This window comes from Paraburkholderia hayleyella (assembly GCF_009455685.1).
GTDB lineage: Bacteria > Pseudomonadota > Gammaproteobacteria > Burkholderiales > Burkholderiaceae > Paraburkholderia > Paraburkholderia hayleyella.
In genome coordinates, this window is record NZ_QPES01000002.1 from 517,084 (window position 1) to 534,815 (window position 17,732).

Sequence of the window (17,732 nt, forward strand, 5' to 3'; positions counted from 1 at the left end):
TTTGATTCAGCTAACCGGGGCATACGCCACGGTATTCGCAAAGCCCGGCAGCGCGGCAAACCGTGCCAAATGATGATCGACATCGCCCAGGGTGGTTTCGATCACCGTCAAACGTTTGAACAGATGCGCGACCGCGACCTCGTCGGTCACGCCCATGCCGCCGTGTAACTGGATGGCCTGCTGCCCGACAAACCGCGCGGCCTGCCCAACCCGGGTCTTTGCGGCGGATACGGCGCGATGGCGAACCTCGGTATCGGTACTGGCATAGCGCATCGCGGCCAGCCAGGTAAGCGAACGGGCCTGTTCGGTATGAATCAGCATGTCGACCATGCGATGCTGTAACGCCTGAAAACGGGCGACAGGCACACCGAACTGCTGGCGTGTTTTCGTATATTCAAGCGTGGCGTGATTCAACGCATCAAGCGCGCCGAGCGCTTCCGCGCACAACAGCACCACACCGTAATCGGCAATCTGCTCAAGGCGTTCAGCACCACAGCCTGGAGCGCTCAAGCGGCGGCCCGGCGTGCTGCGAAACGTGAGCGTCGCGGCGCGCTGACCATCAATCGTGCGGTATTCCGTCACGTCGACGCCAGCTGCATCACGCGCGACCAGGAACAACACGATCTCATCAGCGAGCCGCGCAGGCACGATCCAGTGGTCAGCCTGAGCACCGTGCTGCACAACCGATTTGATGCCCTCCAGCCGATACAGCCCATCTTGCTGCGTGGCCGTGGCCAGCGTGGCGAGCGAAAACAGGTCATAGCGCGCATGCGGCTCATGAAACGCCACGGCAAGACGGTTCTTGCCCTGAGCCACGCCCTCAAGCAATGGTGCCAGCAATGTATCGGCGCAAGCTCCTGATGCAGCCACACGCAGCGCTTCGACACCGACGGCTGTCGCCCAATAAGGCTCGACGACCAGGCCGCGCCCGAGCGCCTGCATCACAACCATCATGTCGATCGCATTACCGTTAAAGCCCCCTTGTGCTTCTGGCACCGGCAACGCCATCAAACCGAGTTCGGCGAACGCTTGCCAGTGCGTATCGGAGACGCCTTCCGGCGAATGCACAATCGCCCGGCGTGCCTCGAAACCATAATGCCGCTCCAGATAACGGCGCACCGTGTCGCCGAACTGTTGCTGTTCATCCGTCAGGGTAAAGTCCATGCGCCGCCCCTTAAAGTCCAAGAATCATCTGCGCGATGATGTTCTTCTGAATCTCATTTGAGCCGCCGTAAATCGACGTCTTGCGAAAATTGAAGTAGTACGCGGCGAGTGGCGCCGCGTCATCATCGCCGCCAAGCGCATGGTCACGCTCGCCTTCCAGAAACAGCACATCGAAAGGTGCTGCGAGGGGCCCGATAGCTTCGACCATCAGTTCAGTCAAACCCTGCTGCACTTCGGTGCCTTTAATTTTCAGCATGGAGGCTTCAGGTCCCGGCCCGCGAGCCCCGGCCTCGCTCGCCACGACACGCTGCACGGTGACCTCCAGCGCCATCAGCTCGATTTCGAGTAGCGCGACTTTGGCCGCAAAAACCGGATCATGCAAAAGCGGTGCGCCATTCTTAAGCTGCTTCAGCGCGAGTTGCTTGAGAAACACCAGCTCGCGCCTCGACTGGCCAACCCGGGCAATGCCGGTGCGCTCGTGCCCCAGCAAATATTTCGCGTAGGTCCAGCCGTGATTTTCTTCGCCGACGAGATTCTCAAGCGGCACGCTCACATCTTCAAAGAAAACCTCGTTAACTTCATGATCCTCATCGAGCATGGCAATCGGACGCACCGTGATGCCCGGTGTTTTCATGTCGATCAGCAAAAATGAAATGCCTTCCTGCTTCTTCCCGCCGCTATCGGTGCGTACCAGACAAAACATCATGTCCGCGTGCTGCGCCAGCGTGGTCCAGGTTTTCTGGCCATTAACCCGGTAGTGATCGGTATGACGCTCGGCGCGGGTGCGCAACGACGCCAGATCCGAGCCTGCCCCCGGTTCCGAATAACCCTGGCACCACCAGTCGGTGCCATCGAGAATGCGCGGCAAGTAATGCCGTTTTTGCGCTTCACTGCCGTATTTCATCAGCACCGGCGCCACCATCGACACCCCAAAGGGCAACACAAGCGGGGCACCGATCCTCGCGCACTCGTCTTCCCAGATATGCCGCTGCGTGGCACTCCATCCAGGGCCGCCATACTCGCGCGGCCAGGCAGGCGCGGACCAGCCGCGCGTGCCAAGACGCTGGTGCCAGAGCGCGTAATCATCGCGCTTCAAGCGTTTGTGTTTGAGAACTTTGTCGCGCAGCGTATGCGGCAGATTGGCTTCGAGCCAGGCGCGAATGTCAGCGCGAAACGCATCGTCGGCGAGAGAATAATTCAGGTCCATGCAATGTCTCCTGGCTGTCAGCCTGCACCGCCAGGAGGTACCCCTTGCAAGCAACGCTCTCAGGGCTTGTACAACGCGGCGAAAACCGGCGACAGCATGAATTCGTGGCCTTCCGGAGCCTTCATCAGCCTGAAACGATGGCATGTCCAGACGTTGCCATACCGGGAATCAGGGCTTGCGCGCAAGTGTAGCGCGGAACAGGGAAATTTATGAACGGTCGTACTAAAAAATAGCCGTGTGGCGCTGGGCAGGATGGCGCGCCATAGCCCGCCATCCTGCCCAGTTGTCTCCGCCTTAATGGGCTGGCACGAGCGGCCATTCACCCGAAAGGACTTTTTCCAGCCAGAACGTTCCGATGATCGTTTTCACATCGGTGATCTTGCCGCAGCGCACCCATTCAGCGACATCGGCCACGCTCGCGGTAAACAGCTCAAGAAACTCGCCGTCATCGAGCTTTTGCTCGCCCGCGCTTAAACCCCGCGCAAGGTAGATATCAATGAATTCCGTCGAATACGAAATAACCGGGTGAATCCGGGTGAGGTAGAAATATTCGCGGGCGCTATAACCTGTTTCTTCCAGCAGCTCACGCCGCGCACAGGCCAACACGTCTTCGTTCGGATCGAGCTTGCCTGCCGGGTATTCCACCATCACCTGAGCAACCGGATAGCGATACTGGCTTTCCAGCAATACACGACCATCGTCGAAGAGCGGGATCACCATCACCGCGCCAGGATGCTGGACGTATTCGCGTGTGGCGGACTGCCCATCCGGCAAACGGACCGTATCGCATTTGAGCGTCAGAAATGCGCCTTGATGAAGCGTGGTGCTATCCAGGCATGTCTCTTTGAGCGTGACATCATGATTGGGCAGATCAGCCATGGACCACCTGGAAGCAAAGAAAGTAATCGGGACAATAAGCGGGACAATAAGCGGCGCAATGAGCGCAACAAACGCAAAGCGTGACGGCGCGAGCGGCCGTCAGCGATGTTTGACGAGATACTGAAAAGTAAAACCCGGAAACGCAAACACGACAAAAAGGCTGAACGTGATCGCGTAAAACTGCCAGCCTTGCTCAAAGCGATTGCCCGCACGCGCTTCAAGCATAAAGCCCAGCGCGCCGACGATGAAATACAGCACGATCATCTCGGCAAGCCGCAACCATGTGTTTTTCTTCGGCGTTTTCAGGGGCACAACAGCAAAGAGCCGTTGGTTCAGAAACGGCAGGTTGGCGCCCACAAGCGCCAACAGCACGATAAACCAGCCTGCCGCCGACATCAGAGCGGCAACGAGTGTGAGATAGCCTGGAGACAGACTGTCATCAGCGGGCCAGGAATAATCCCAAGTACCAGTATCGCCACGCCATTAAGCGCCAGCAGGGTGCGCTTGCAGGCATCAGCCTGAATCGGCGTGGTATCGGCAGGCGCATCGAAATACATGAGTTTGACGATCCGCAGATAAAAGAACGCGCCACACAGCGAAGTCAGTACAGCCAGCACCGCCAGCCAGGTCAAGCCCGCACTCATGGTGGCCTCAAGCACGGCCAGCTTGGCGTAGAACCCAACCGCAGGGGGAATCCCAGCGAGCGAGAACATCATCACCATCATCACGAAAGCAAAAACCGGACTACGCTGGTTGAGGCCCTTGAAATCATCAATCGTATCGGCCTCGAAATCACCGCGTGCCAGCAGCATCACGACGCCGAAGGTACCTAATGTCGTCATCAGGTACACGATGCTATAAAACATCGCCGAGCTATACGCGCCCGCTGCGCCACGGGCATTGTCATCGACCACGCCAGCGAGCAAGCCAAGCAGCACAAAGCCCATGTTCGAGATCGCGGAATACGCCAGCATCCGCTTGATGTTGCGCTGGACGATACCCGTGATATTGCCGACGATCAGCGACAGCGCGGCGAGAATCACCAGCATTTCCTGCCAGTCCACAGCCAGCGGCAACAAGCCCATCACCAGAAAGCGCAGCCCCCACGCGAATGCCGCTACCTTTGGACCACCGCCCACCATCAGCGTCATGGCCGTCGGCGCACCCTGATACACGTCGGGCACCCACATATGGAACGGCACCGCGCCCAGCTTGAACGCCACGCCGGCCACGATAAAAATCACGCCGAAGAGCAATACTGCATCGTCGATATGCCCCGAGGCTACCGCCTTCAGCACGTCGTTGAGATCAAGCGAGCCCGTCGCACCGTACAGCATCGAAATGCCGTACAGCAAAAACCCGGAAGCGAGCGCGCCGAGGACGTAATACTTCATCGCGGCTTCGTTCGATTGTGGTGCATCGCGGCGCAAGGCAATGGCGGCATAAAGCGACAGCGACATCAACTCCAGGCCGAGATAAAGCGTCAGGAAGTTATTGCCGGAAATCATCACCAGTTGCCCGAGCAGCGAGAACATGCCGAGCAAAAAGAACTCGCCGCGAAAGAGGCCACGATCTTCGAGATATTTGCGCGAGTACACAATCGAGACCGCGTAACCCAGCGACACCACGGCCTTCATCGCACTGGCAAACGAATCGACCACGTACATGCGGGAGAAGAAATAATGCGTTTGCGGATCGAACGCATTCAGCGCGAACCAGATGCCGGCCACAACCGTTGACACCAGTGCAATGAAATAGGTGGTGCAGGTAGTGCGTCGGCCAGCCTGGCCCGCGAACGTGTCGTTAAGCCATGCGACGACAACCGCAAGCATGACCAGCGCGTCGGGCAACAGAGCACTCATAGGGGCGTTTTGCATGATCTTTAAATAGCTCCGCTCTGCATTACTGTGACAACGGCAGCTTGGACTGCGCGACGTGGGAGAGGAGATTGTCCACGGAAACGTGCATCACATCGGTGAAAGGCTTCGGATACAGCCCCATGAAGAGCGTCAACGCGGCCAGCACCGCCAGCATGGCAAACTCGCGGCAGTTGATATCGCTCAGGTTCTTGACCTTGTCGTTCGTCACGGGACCAAAGTACACGCGCTTGTACATCCAGAGTGTGTAGGCACCGCCCAGAATCAGCGTGAGCGCGGCGCCTCCTGCAATCCAGAAGTTGTATTGCACCGCGGCCAGAATCACCATGAACTCGCCAACGAAACCGGAAGTGCCTGGCAAGCCGCAATTGGCCATCGAAAACAGCATCACCAGCGCGGCGAACTTCGGCATCTTGTTCACGACACCGCCGTAATCGGCGATTTGACGCGAATGCATGCGGTCATACAGCACACCGATACACAGAAACATCGCGCCCGATACAAAACCGTGCGAGATCATCTGCACGATCGCGCCTTCGACACCCAACTGGTTAAAGATGAAAAAGCCGAGCGTCACAAAACCCATGTGTGCAATCGACGAATACGCGACAAGCTTTTTCATGTCGGCTTGCACCAGCGCCACCAGACCGATGTAAATCACCGCGACCAGCGACAGCGTAATGACGACAGGCGCAAGAAAATGGCTCGCATCTGGCGTGATCGGCAAGGAAAAGCGCAGGAACCCATACGCACCCAGCTTCAGCATGATCGCGGCCAGCACGACGGAGCCGCCTGTTGGCGCTTCCACGTGAGCGTCTGGCAACCAGGTATGCACGGGCCACATCGGTATTTTCACGGCGAAAGCCATGAAGAACGCGATGAACAGCAGGATTTGCGGCGACATGCCGATTTGCAGGCTCTGCCAGGTGGCGAGATCGAAGGTGCCGGTCTGTGTGTACAGATACAGCAGCGCGACCAGCATCAAGAGCGAGCCCATCAATGTGTAGAGGAAGAACTTGAACGCGGCATACACCCGGTTCGCCCCGCCCCAGACACCAATGATGATGTACATCGGAATCAGCGTGGCTTCGAAGAACACATAAAACAGCATGCCGTCGGCGGCGCTAAATACGCCGACCATGATCCCCGACAAAATCAGGAACGCGGCCAGATATTGCGCCACATTCTTCGTAATCACTTCCCACGCCGCGACAACGACAATCACGGTAATCAACGCGGTCAATACGACAAACCACATCGAAATGCCATCGATGCCCAGGTGATAGCGGATATTAAAACGTTCGATCCAGTTAGCGTTTTCAACGAACTGAAGGGCCGCCGTGCTGGCATCGAAATGCGTAATGAGCGGAAGCGTGACAAGAAAACTGAGAATCGAGCCCACCAGCGCCAGCCATCGTGCGGGCGCAGGGTTTTTGTCGGATCCAATGGCCAGAACCAGCAAGCCAGAGAGGATCGGCAGCCAGATGGCAATACTGAGAATCGGATAAGCGTGCATTAAGTGTCCCTCGCCTTATTTGCCGCCGAGCGTTACAAACAGGGTCAGGAGCCCCAGCATGCCGATAATCATGGCGAACGCGTAGTGATAGATGTAACCGGTTTGAAGAAAGCGGATCACGCCGGCGAACCAGCCAATGAACCGCGCGCTGCCATTGACGATGCCGTCGATCACCACCACATCGCCCTCTTTCCACAGGCCGCGGCCGATGGCAACCGCGCCTTTGACAAATACGACTTCGTTGAGCTTGTCGAGGTAGTAGTTGTTTTCCAGCAGTGTGTAGACCGGCGAACACGCACGGCGGATCACGGCCGGCAAATCAGGCCGTTTCAGATACAGGAACCACGCGACTACCACGCCAGCTACCGCAAGCCAAAGCGGTGCGGTGGAAACCGAATGCAGGCCCATCGCCATCCAGCCGTGAAACTCTTCGGCCATTTCATGAATGGGCGGATGGTTCTCGCCGATGAAGATCACCTTGTCGAACGCCACGCCATGCTGGAAAAAACCACCAAACAGCATCGGCTCGATAGCAATCGCGCCAATCAGCACCGAGGGAATCGCCAGCACCACCAGCGGCAGCCAGACCATCCACCGCGTTTCATGCGGCACGTGCACGCCATGGCCTTGATGACCGTGATGAGCGTCGGCATGTCCATGAGATTCATCGCCATGAGCCGCAGCCGGCGCGCTGCTCTTGACCGGCGGATGGCGAAAACGCTCCTCGCCATGAAACACGAGGAAATACATCCGGAACGAATATAGCGCCGTCACGAAGACGCTGGCGATCACCGCGAAATAGGCAAAGCCCGAACCCGGCAAATGCGATAGCTTGACGGCATCGATGATGGAATCTTTCGAGTAAAACCCAGAGAAAAACGGTGTGCCAATCAGCGCCAGGGAACCAATCAGCGAGGTAATCCACGTGATGGGCATGTACTTGCGCAGCCCGCCCATATTGCGCATATCCTGGTCGTGGTGCATGCCGATGATGACCGAGCCTGCGCCAAGAAACAGCAGCGCCTTAAAAAACGCGTGCGTCATCAGGTGAAATGTTGCGGCCGGATAGGCCGACACACCCAGCGCGACCGTCATGTAGCCAAGCTGCGACAGCGTCGAATAGGCGATCACGCGTTTGATATCGTTTTGCACGATGCCAAGAAAGCCCATGAACAGCGCAGTAATCGCCCCGATCACCGTGACGAACGACAGCGCGGTATCCGACAGCTCAAACAGCGGCGACATCCGCGTCACCATGAAAATACCGGCGGTCACCATCGTTGCGGCGTGAATCAGCGCTGAAATAGGCGTCGGGCCTTCCATCGAGTCTGGCAGCCAGACATGCAGCGGAAACTGGGCCGATTTACCCATCGCGCCCGCGAACAGGCAGATACAGGCCACGGTCAGCAGACCCCAGTCAGTCCCCGGGAAGGTCATGGCGGCAAGTTCGGTGCGCTGTGCAAATACGTCGCTGTAATTCATCGAGCCCGCATGCGCGAACAACAAACCAATACCCAGCAAAAAGCCGAGATCCCCTACGCGGTTCACGAGAAACGCCTTCAGGTTGGCGTAGATGGCGCTTTCACGTGTGAAATAAAAGCCGATCAGCAGATATGACACCAGCGCCACCGCTTCCCAGCCAAAGAAAAGCTGCATGAAGTTGTTGCTCATCACGAGCATCAGCATCGAGAACGTGAACAGCGAAATATAGGAGAAAAAGCGCTGATAGCCGTCTTCTTCGGCCATATAGCCGATCGTGTAGATGTGCACCATCAGCGACACGAAGGTCACGACGCACATCATCATGGCAGTCAGCGAATCCACCAGGAAGCCCACTTCGAACTTCATCTTGCCGACGGTCATCCACTCGTACACCGTCGCATTGAAGCTCGCGCCATGAAGCACATCAAAAAAGACGATGGCCGAGAGAATGAAGGAAATCGTCACACCGAGGATAGTGACCGAATGGGCTCCTGCCCGCCCAACCGCTTTCCCGAACAACCCCGCGATCAGTGAACCAGCAAGCGGTGCCAGCGGGACCGCCAGCAGCAGGTTTTCATTGAGTGTCGTTGACATAACAGCTTTGCCTGAATTTAACCTTTGAGCTGATCGAGATCCTCGACATTGATCGTGTCGAGGCTACGGAACAGGGTCACCAGAATGGCGAGACCGATCGCCGCTTCCGCGGCTGCGACGGTCAGCACGAAGAACACGAAAATCTGGCCGTGCACATCGCCGAGGTAGTGCGAGAACGCGACAAAATTGGTATTCACCGCAAGCAGCATCAGTTCAATCGCCATCAGGATGATGATGATGTTGCGGCGGTTAAGAAAGATGCCGACGATGCTGATCGCAAACAGGATCGCGCCGAGGACGAGGTAATGAGCAAGGGTCAACATGTTTTTCTCCTGTCCACTCAGCTATTTTTGCCAGACGCTGAATCGTCAGCCGCTGCAGCAGGTGGATCGCTTTTTTCCGCGGCCATCTTGACGAGACGCACGCGATCCTGACGGCGCACCCGCACCTGGTCGCTCACCTTCTGGCGCTTGTTGTCTTTCGCCTGACGCGTGGTCAGCGAGATGGCTGCGATGATCGCCACCAGCAACACGAGGCCGGCGATTTCAAAGGCAAAGATGTAATCGGTGTAAATCACCTTGCCGATCAGGCGTGTATTGGACCAGCCGGCCTGGGCCCCGGCCGCAGTGTCATGCAGCGCAGCCGTTGTTGCGCCATAGCCGTGCCACAGGATCAATGCCGTTTCGATCACGATGATCGCGCCGACAACCGTCGCCATCGGCACGAAGCGCCTGAAATCGCGGTGCAGGACGTCGAGATCGATATCCAGCATCATCACGACGAACAGGAACAGCACCATCACCGCGCCGACATAGACCAGCACCAGCAGGATCGCCAGAAACTCGGCTTCAAGCAGCATCCAGATCGCCGCCGCGTTGAAAAACGCAAGCACGAGAAACAGTGCGGATGCCACCGGATTGCGGGAAGTGATCACCTTCAGCCCTGAAACAATCAGGAGAAGCGCGAAGATGTAGAACAGTACGGTCGTGAATTCCATGATTACCGGTTCATCGTTAGGCCATCGTCAGGCATTGTTCTTCAGTACAGGCTGAGGCTTACGGCCTGCCAGGTGGTCAACCGCGGTATCCGGCTCAAGGCCTGGGAGAGCACCCCAGCGGGGCACATCCAGGCGGCTTGGGCGCTTAACGATACGGCGCGTCCGCGGCCTTGCTCGCAGCGATTTCGCTTTCATAGCGGTCGCCCACGGCCAGCAGCATGTCCTTGGTGAAATACAGGTCACCGCGTTTTTCACCGTGGTATTCGAGAATATGTGTCTCAACAATCGAATCAACGGGACAGCTTTCTTCACAAAAACCGCAAAAGATGCATTTCGTGAGATCAATGTCGTAGCGCGTGGTGCGGCGGGTATTGTCCGCACGGGTCTCCGATTCGATCGTGATCGCCATCGCAGGGCACACGGCCTCGCACAGCTTGCATGCGATGCAGCGCTCTTCGCCGTTTTCGTAGCGGCGCAGTGCATGCAAGCCACGAAAGCGTGCCGATATCGGCGTTTTTTCTTCCGGAAACTGCACCGTGATCTTGCGCTGGAACGTATAACGCCCAGTGAGTGCAAGACCTTTGAGCAGCTCGGTCAGAAAGAAGGCTTTAAAAAAGTTTTGAATTGCGGTCATGGGTTCATCCGCCCTTTATTTCCAGATATTCAATGGCGACATGATCCAGAAGCCGACCACCACCAGCCACACCACGCATACGGGGATAAACACTTTCCAGCCCAGACGCATGATCTGGTCATAGCGGTAACGGGGAAACGTCGCACGCGCCCAGATGAATACCGATAACAGGAAGAAAACCTTCGCAACCAGCCAGACGATGCCCGGGATGAACGACAGGAAACCGAACGGCGCACTCCAGCCACCGAGAAACAGCGTTGCGGTCAGCGCCGAGATCACGATCATGTTGATGTATTCGGCAAGGAAGAACAGCGCGAACGCCATGCCGGAGTAATCAATCATGTGACCCGCGACGATTTCTGATTCGCCCTCGACCACGTCGAACGGGTGACGGTTCGTTTCAGCAATGCCTGAAATGAAATACACCACGAACATCGGCAACAGCGGCAACCAGTTCCATGAGAGGAAAGTCAGGCCATAGCTGGCAAAAACACCTCGTTCCTGGGAGCCAACGATTTCCGACAGATTCAGACTGCCTGCCGTCATCAGTACGACGACCAGCGCGAAGCCCATCGCAATTTCATATGAAATCATCTGCGCCGCGGCCCGCATTGCACCCAGAAACGCGTATTTCGAATTGGAGGCCCAACCCGCGAGAATCACGCCATACACACCAATCGACGAAATCGCCATCGCGTACAGCAGCCCCGCATTAATATCGCCAAGCACCGCCCCCGCCTGGAACGGGATCACCGCCCAAACTGCAAAAGCCGGCACCACGGTCATGATCGGCGCAACCAGATAAATCCAGCGGCTCGCCTTGGTTGGCTGAATGACTTCCTTTAGCAACAGCTTCAGCACGTCCGCAATCGGCTGCAGCAAACCTGCCGGGCCCACGCGGTTCGGCCCAAGGCGCACGTGCATCCAGCCAATCAGCTTGCGCTCCCACAGAATCAGGTAAGCCACGCATAGCAAAATCACGACGGCCACCACCAGGATGCGCACCAGCGCCCACACCGTCGGCCACGCCACACCGAGAAGCTGCGCGCCGCCCGAATTGATCGTCTCGAACAAGCTCATTTACGCCTTCTCCACCACCAGTTCACCGAACAGGCTGCCCAGCGCTGCACCCGCGGACGTCGCCGCCGATACGCGGACGGCCGTCTGCGCAAGATTGACGTCGCGCACGGCGGGCAACTGCACCGAACGCTCACCCTGGCGCACGCGAACCGCGTCGCCATCTTTCAAACCCAAGCGGTCGAATAACGCGGCTGGCAAGCCTGCGGTATTCGCTATCCGGGCCGCCGCTGTCAGATGCAGCGACTCGGCACGCCGCACTAACGCATCGGCGTGATAAATCGGCACATCGGCGATCCGCTCAAATGAGCCTTCTGCCATTCTGGATGCCGTGCTGCGTGCGGGGACGGCATCAGTCTTGTTCGAAGACAGCCTGGCCGCGTCGAAATTGCCGCCATCCAATGCCGCGCTGCGAACTTCTTCTGCGGTGTCGAACTCGAAGCCCGGCACACCCAGCAGGTTGCCCAGCACACGTAACACCTTCCAGCCCGGACGTGTTTCGCCCAATGGCCGCACCACGCCGTTGAACGTTTGCAACGTCCCTTCCGCATTGACAAACGTGCCCGCGGTTTCGGTAAACGGCGCGACCGGCAGCAAAACATCGGCGTAATCCATACCGCTCCGGAAGGCCGACAGCACCACCACCATTTCAGCCTGATTCAGCGCGGCGACAGCCTGAGCGGGATGAGCGGTGTCGTACTCGGGCTCGAGGTTGAGCAGCACGTAGCCCTTGCGCGGCTGCGCGAAGGCTTCCTGGGCGTTCAGACCGCCATCAGCCGGCGTCGCGCCTGCGAGGTAAGCCCCCACGGTATTAGCCGCCTCGGTCAGGAAGCCCAGTTTTGCACCCGTATTTTCGGCAATCCATTGAGCCGCAGCGTGAATACGGCTGAATTCAGGATGACGCACGGCATCGTTGCCAAGCAGTACGGCCCGGCGCTCGCCCGAAGCCAGCGCAGCCGCAACCTGTTTGGCCGCATCGGATGGCTCGATGTCGGCAAAAGCTTGCGGCGCGGCAACACTCCTGGCTTGTGCAACGGCCACGGCAATACCGGCGAGTTCGTCGAGCCACGCAGAGGGAGCAGCCACCAGACGTTGTGCCTGGGGAATCAGCGCGTTATCGGCGCTTGCCTGGAGCATGGCAAGCTTCGCGCCATCCCTCGCGGCCTGGCGCAAACGCGCGGCAAACAGCGGATGATCGCGGCGCAGATGCGAGCCGACGATCAGCGCGGCATCGAGCGTGGACAGTTCAGCGATCTTCATTCCAAGCCACGGCGCACCTTTCAGGGGTGCGGAAAAATCGCTTTGACGCAGACGGAAATCGACGTTCGGCGTACCTACGGCTTGCGCCAGCTTTTTCAGCAAGAAAAGCTCTTCAACGGTGCTATGCGGGCTGGCAAGCAGCGCCAGTGCATTCGCGCCGTGATCGCCCTTGATGCCGTTAAAGCCCTTGACAACATATTCGAGCGCTGTCTGCCAGTCGGTCTCGATCCACTTGCCGTCCTGCTTGAGCATCGGTTGCGTCAGACGCTCGGCGCTATTGAGCGCTTCATATGAGAAGCGGTCTTTATCGGAGATCCAGCATTCGTTGATCGTTTCGTTCTCATAGGGCAGAACACGCATCACGCGGTTGTTCTTCACCTGCACCACGAGATTGGCGCCAACCGAATCATGCGGGCTGACCGACTTGCGGCGCGACAGCTCCCACGTCCGGGCGCTGTAACGGAACGGCTTGCTGGTCAGCGCGCCTACCGGGCACAGGTCGATCATGTTGCCCGACAGTTCCGAATCAACTGTTTTGCCGACGAACGACGTAATTTCAGAGTGCTCGCCACGGCCCAGCATGCCAAGCTCCATGACACCCGCGACTTCCTGGCCAAAACGCACACAACGCGTGCAATGGATGCAACGCGTCATTTCTTCCATCGAAATCAGCGGGCCGACATTTTTGTGGAAGACCACGCGTTTTTCTTCGTTATAACGCGAGGAAGATTTGCCGTAGCCCACAGCCAGATCTTGCAACTGGCATTCACCGCCCTGATCGCAAATCGGACAATCAAGCGGATGGTTGATCAGCAAAAATTCCATCACCGATTGCTGCGCCTTCACCGCCTTGTCCGACTTGGTGCGCACAATCATGCCCGCGGACACGGGGGTCGCGCAGGCCGGCACAGCCTTCGGCATCTTCTCGACTTCGACAAGGCACATCCGGCAATTGGCCGCAATCGACAGCTTCTTGTGGTAGCAGAAATGCGGAATGTAGGTGTCGATCTTGTGCGCAGCCTGGATCACCATGCTGCCTTCGGCCACCTCAACCTTCTTGCCGTCTATTTCCAGTTCAACCATGATGGTCAATCTTCCTTAACCTGATATCACTCAATCAATCGCCTGTTCGCTCACCACTCGCCGCTCGCTGAATCCGCTCAAGCGTTGCCTGCGTGCAGCGATGAACCCGCGGCACACGCCACGCACCGGCCTCTATGCGGCAGCGACTTCGGGCGCGTGTACCGCACCGGCATGAGCGCCGGTCAAGCATCGCTTGTTGGCAACGTGATATTCGAATTCATTCCAGAAATGCTTGAGCATGCCGCGCACGGGCATCGCCGCCGCATCGCCCAGCGCGCAGATCGTACGGCCCATGATGTTTTCGGCCACCGAGTTCAGCAAATCCAGGTCTTCCGGACGGCCCTGACCATGTTCGATCCGGTGTACGACGCGGTACAGCCAACCCGTGCCTTCCCGGCAGGGCGTGCATTGGCCGCATGATTCTTCGTAATAGAAATACGACAGGCGCAACAACGAACGCACCATGCAGCGTGTGTCGTCCATCACGATCACTGCGCCAGAACCCAGCATCGAACCCGCTTTCGCAATCGAGTCGTAATCGAGGTCGGTCTGCATCATCACCTCCCCCGGGAGGACCGGTGCGGACGAACCGCCAGGAATCACGGCCTTGATCTTGCCGCCGCCGCGCATCCCGCCGGCCAGATCCATCAGCGCCGAAAATGGCGTGCCAAGCGGCACTTCGTAGTTGCCTGGACGCTCGATATCGCCGGAAATCGAAAAAATCTTCGTGCCGCCGTTATTCGGCTTGCCGAGTTCGAGATAGTTTTGCGGACCGATCTGCAGCAGGAAAGGCACCGCCGCAAATGTTTCGGTATTGTTGATCGTGGTGGGCTTGCCAAAAGCACCGAAGCTGGCCGGGAACGGCGGCTTGAAGCGCGGCTGGCCTTTTTTACCCTCAAGCGACTCAAGCAATGCGGTTTCTTCGCCGCAGATATAGGCGCCATACCCATGGTGTGCGTGCAGCTCAAACGAAAAGCTGGAGCCCATGATGTTATCGCCAAGGAAGCCCGCCTTGCGCGCCTCTTCAAGCGCCTCTTCAAAACGCTTGTAAACGTCCCAGATTTCGCCGTGAATATAGTTGTAACCAACCGTGATGCCCATCGCGTAAGCGCCAATGGCCATCCCTTCGATCAGCGAGTGGGGGTTCCAGCGCAGGATGTCACGATCCTTGAACGTGCCGGGCTCGCCTTCGTCCGAATTGCAAACGAGATACTTTTGCCCAGGAAACTGGCGCGGCATGAAGCTCCACTTCAAGCCGGTCGGAAACCCTGCACCGCCACGTCCGCGCAAGCCCGAAGCCTTCACGTCGGCGATAACCTGTTCCGGTGAAATTTTTTCTTCGAGAATGCGGCGCAACTGAACATAACCGCCGCGCGCCACGTAGTCTTCGAGATGCCAGTTGTCGCCGTTAAGGCCGGCGAGAATCAATGGTTTGATGTGACGATCGTGCAAAGACGTCATTTCGAAAGCTCCTTGAGCAGCTGGTCGATCTTCTCGCGGCTCATAAAGCTGCACATCCGGTGGTTATTCACCAGCAACACCGGCGCATCGCCACAAGAGCCCATGCACTCGCCTTCTTTCAGCGTAAACCGGCCATCCGCGGTGGTTTCGCCAAAACCGATGCCGAGCTTTTGTTTCAGATAATCAGCCGCACTATCCGAGCCGCCGTCGGGGCCTAGCTGACAAGGCAAATTGGTACAGAGCGTGATCTTGTACTTGCCGACCGGAGAGGTCTCATACATCGTGTAGAACGTGGCGACTTCCTGCACGGCGACTGCCGGCATGCCGAGGTAATCCGCGACGAACTCCATGATTTCCGGCGACAGCCAGCCGTGCTCTTCCTGAGCCACGGCCAACGCGGACATCACGGCGGATTGCTTTTGCTCGGCGGGATATTTCGCTACCGCACGATCAATTTCTTTCAGGCCTTCAGCTGAGATCATTTTCAGACACGACTCTTTCAATTCCTACCGAACGAAAACCTGTCGCCAACCGCATGTGCGACAGACCCGGCGTTCCTTTGCCTGGCAACACGCTCATGCGTGTGCCCTTACCCATATTGCAGCGCTATACCTAACGACTTAACGACCTAACGATCTATCTCGCCAAACACGATGTCTTGCGTACCGATAATGGTCACGGCATCGGCGATCATGTGGCCGCGCGCCATCTCATCCAGCGTGGACAGGTGAGCGTAGCCAGGCGCGCGGATCTTCAGGCGATAGGGCTTGTTCGCCCCATCCGAAATCAGATAGATACCGAACTCGCCCTTCGGATGCTCAACCGCGGCATACGTCTCGCCTTCTGGCACGTGGAAGCCTTCGGTAAAGAGCTTGAAGTGGTGAATCAGATCTTCCATGTTCGACTTCATCCCGACACGCGACGGCGGCGCCACCTTGTGGTTATCGATCATCACCGGGCCGGGATTTTTACGCAGCCAGTCGATGCACTGCCTGGCGATGCGGGTGGACTGACGCATCTCTTCAACACGGACCAGATAGCGGTCATAGCAATCGCCATTCACGCCCACCGGAATATCGAAATCAAGCTCGCCATAGACTTCGTAAGGCTGCTTCTTGCGCAAATCCCATTCAATCCCGGAACCACGCAGCATCGCGCCCGTCATGCCAAGCTGCAACGCACGCTCAGGGCTGACAACGCCGATTCCTACCAGACGCTGCTTCCAGATCCGGTTATCGGTGAGCAAGGTTTCATACTCATCGACGCAACCCGGAAACCGGATAAAAAAATCTTCGATGAAATCAAGGAGCGAGCCCTGACGGTTTTCATTCATCTTCGACAATGCTTTTGCATTGTGAATTTTGGATGCCTTGTATTGCGGCATCGCATCCGGCAAATCACGATAAACACCGCCCGGACGATAGTAAGCCGCGTGCATCCGGGCGCCGGACACCGCTTCGTACACGTCCATCAGGTCTTCACGCTCGCGGAAGGCATACAGAAAAACCGCCATCGCACCGACGTCGAGCGCGTGCGAGCCAATCCACATCAGGTGGTTCAGCACGCGCGTAATTTCGTCGAATAGCACCCGGATGTACTGGGCACGCACCGGCACGTCGATGCCGAGCAGTTTTTCGATCGCCATCACATAGCCGTGCTCGTTGACCATCATCGACACGTAATCGAGACGGTCCATATACGGCACGGACTGGAGGAAAGTTTTTGTTTCAGCGAGTTTTTCGGTTGCACGATGCAACAGGCCGATATGGGGATCGGCACGCTGGATGACTTCACCGTCAAGCTCGAGCACCAGGCGCAGCACACCGTGCGCAGCCGGGTGTTGCGGGCCAAAGTTGAGCGTGTAGTTTTTGATTTCTGCCATGGCGTTCTCCTAGTGTTTCAGGCCGCCATACCGGTCCTCCCGAATCACGCGGGGCGTGATCTCGCGGGGCTCGATCGTCACAGGCTGATAAACAACACGCTTTTCTTCCGGGTCGTAACGCATTTCTACGTATCCGGAAATGGGGAAATCTTTGCGGAAAGGATGACCCACGAAACCGTAGTCAGTCAGAATTCGGCGCAAATCCGGATGCCCATCAAAGACAAGGCCGTATAGATCAAACGCTTCGCGCTCGTACCAGTTGGCCGAACTCCAGATATCAACAACCGATGGAATCACGGGCATGTCGTCATCCGGGGCGAACACTCGCACCCGCACACGCCAGTTGTTTGTCACCGACAGCAGATGTAGCACCGCAGCGAAACGCGGGCCTTCGCACAGGCGATCGCCATACGTTTGGTAATCGACGCCGCATAAATCAACGAGTTGCTCAAAGCCGAACTGGCGATCATCACGCAAGCGCGTCGCCACCTCAAGATAATTAGCGGGTTTGACAACGATCGTGAGCTCACCGATTGCTTCAGTGATGCTAACCAGGACACTGCCCAGTGCCGCATCCAGGTTCGCTTTAAGGATCTCGAGTTTGCTTGCCATAGTGTGG

Annotated in this window: 16 protein-coding genes; all 16 read right to left on the minus strand. The window is 57.6% G+C overall.

Annotated features, from left to right (window positions below):
* Positions 1-6: 6 nt before the first annotated feature.
* On the minus strand, positions 7-1,164 hold the full coding sequence (locus GH657_RS16625) for an acyl-CoA dehydrogenase family protein (protein WP_153102127.1): 1,158 nt from the start codon (positions 1,162-1,164) through the stop codon (positions 7-9).
* 10 nt (positions 1,165-1,174) lie between these two features.
* Positions 1,175-2,371 (minus strand): acyl-CoA dehydrogenase family protein, encoded by a 1,197-nt coding sequence (locus tag GH657_RS16630; RefSeq protein ID WP_153102128.1) that lies wholly within the window; start codon positions 2,369-2,371, stop codon positions 1,175-1,177.
* Positions 2,372-2,665: 294 nt separating this feature from the next.
* Positions 2,666-3,250 (minus strand): NUDIX domain-containing protein, encoded by a 585-nt coding sequence (locus GH657_RS16635; RefSeq protein WP_153102129.1) that lies wholly within the window; start codon positions 3,248-3,250, stop codon positions 2,666-2,668.
* A gap of 99 nt (positions 3,251-3,349) precedes the next feature.
* Positions 3,350-3,646: a DUF2818 family protein gene (locus tag GH657_RS16640; protein ID WP_153102130.1), complete on the minus strand. Its 297-nt coding sequence runs from the start codon at positions 3,644-3,646 to the stop codon at positions 3,350-3,352.
* Complete coding sequence (gene nuoN / locus GH657_RS16645) at positions 3,646-5,127, minus strand: NADH-quinone oxidoreductase subunit NuoN (protein ID WP_153102131.1); 1,482 nt, start codon at positions 5,125-5,127, stop codon at positions 3,646-3,648. Before nuoN ends, GH657_RS16640 begins: the two co-directional genes overlap by 1 nt.
* 25 nt (positions 5,128-5,152) lie before the next feature.
* The gene (locus tag GH657_RS16650) at positions 5,153-6,643 is read right to left on the minus strand and encodes an NADH-quinone oxidoreductase subunit M (RefSeq protein ID WP_153102132.1); all 1,491 of its coding nucleotides are present in this window, start codon (positions 6,641-6,643) and stop codon (positions 5,153-5,155) included.
* A gap of 15 nt (positions 6,644-6,658) precedes the next feature.
* Entirely contained in the window at positions 6,659-8,719 is a 2,061-nt protein-coding gene (nuoL, locus tag GH657_RS16655) for an NADH-quinone oxidoreductase subunit L (RefSeq protein WP_153102133.1), read from the minus strand.
* 17 nt (positions 8,720-8,736) lie between these two features.
* Positions 8,737-9,042, minus strand: a complete 306-nt coding sequence (nuoK, locus tag GH657_RS16660) for an NADH-quinone oxidoreductase subunit NuoK (protein ID WP_153102134.1) — start codon at positions 9,040-9,042, stop codon at positions 8,737-8,739.
* Positions 9,043-9,059: 17 nt separating this feature from the next.
* On the minus strand, positions 9,060-9,716 hold the full coding sequence (locus GH657_RS16665; protein WP_153102135.1) for an NADH-quinone oxidoreductase subunit J: 657 nt from the start codon (positions 9,714-9,716) through the stop codon (positions 9,060-9,062).
* A 145-nt stretch (positions 9,717-9,861) separates the two neighbouring features.
* Complete coding sequence (gene nuoI, locus GH657_RS16670; RefSeq protein ID WP_153102136.1) at positions 9,862-10,350, minus strand: NADH-quinone oxidoreductase subunit NuoI; 489 nt, start codon at positions 10,348-10,350, stop codon at positions 9,862-9,864.
* A gap of 15 nt (positions 10,351-10,365) precedes the next feature.
* Positions 10,366-11,430, minus strand: a complete 1,065-nt coding sequence (nuoH, locus tag GH657_RS16675) for an NADH-quinone oxidoreductase subunit NuoH (RefSeq protein ID WP_153102137.1) — start codon at positions 11,428-11,430, stop codon at positions 10,366-10,368.
* Positions 11,431-13,770, minus strand: a complete 2,340-nt coding sequence (nuoG, locus tag GH657_RS16680) for an NADH-quinone oxidoreductase subunit NuoG (protein ID WP_153102138.1) — start codon at positions 13,768-13,770, stop codon at positions 11,431-11,433.
* A 132-nt stretch (positions 13,771-13,902) separates the two neighbouring features.
* Complete coding sequence (gene nuoF, locus GH657_RS16685) at positions 13,903-15,231, minus strand: NADH-quinone oxidoreductase subunit NuoF (protein ID WP_153102139.1); 1,329 nt, start codon at positions 15,229-15,231, stop codon at positions 13,903-13,905.
* Positions 15,228-15,713, minus strand: a complete 486-nt coding sequence (nuoE, locus tag GH657_RS16690) for an NADH-quinone oxidoreductase subunit NuoE (protein WP_153102140.1) — start codon at positions 15,711-15,713, stop codon at positions 15,228-15,230. Before nuoE ends, nuoF begins: the two co-directional genes overlap by 4 nt.
* Positions 15,714-15,859: 146 nt before the next feature.
* A complete protein-coding gene (locus GH657_RS16695; protein ID WP_153102141.1) occupies positions 15,860-17,113 on the minus strand; it encodes an NADH-quinone oxidoreductase subunit D in 1,254 nt (417 codons plus the stop codon).
* A 9-nt stretch (positions 17,114-17,122) separates the two neighbouring features.
* Positions 17,123-17,725 carry an NADH-quinone oxidoreductase subunit C gene (locus GH657_RS16700; protein ID WP_153102142.1) on the minus strand — a complete coding sequence of 201 codons (603 nt, stop codon included), beginning with the start codon at positions 17,723-17,725 and terminating at the stop codon, positions 17,123-17,125.
* Positions 17,726-17,732: the final 7 nt, after the last annotated feature.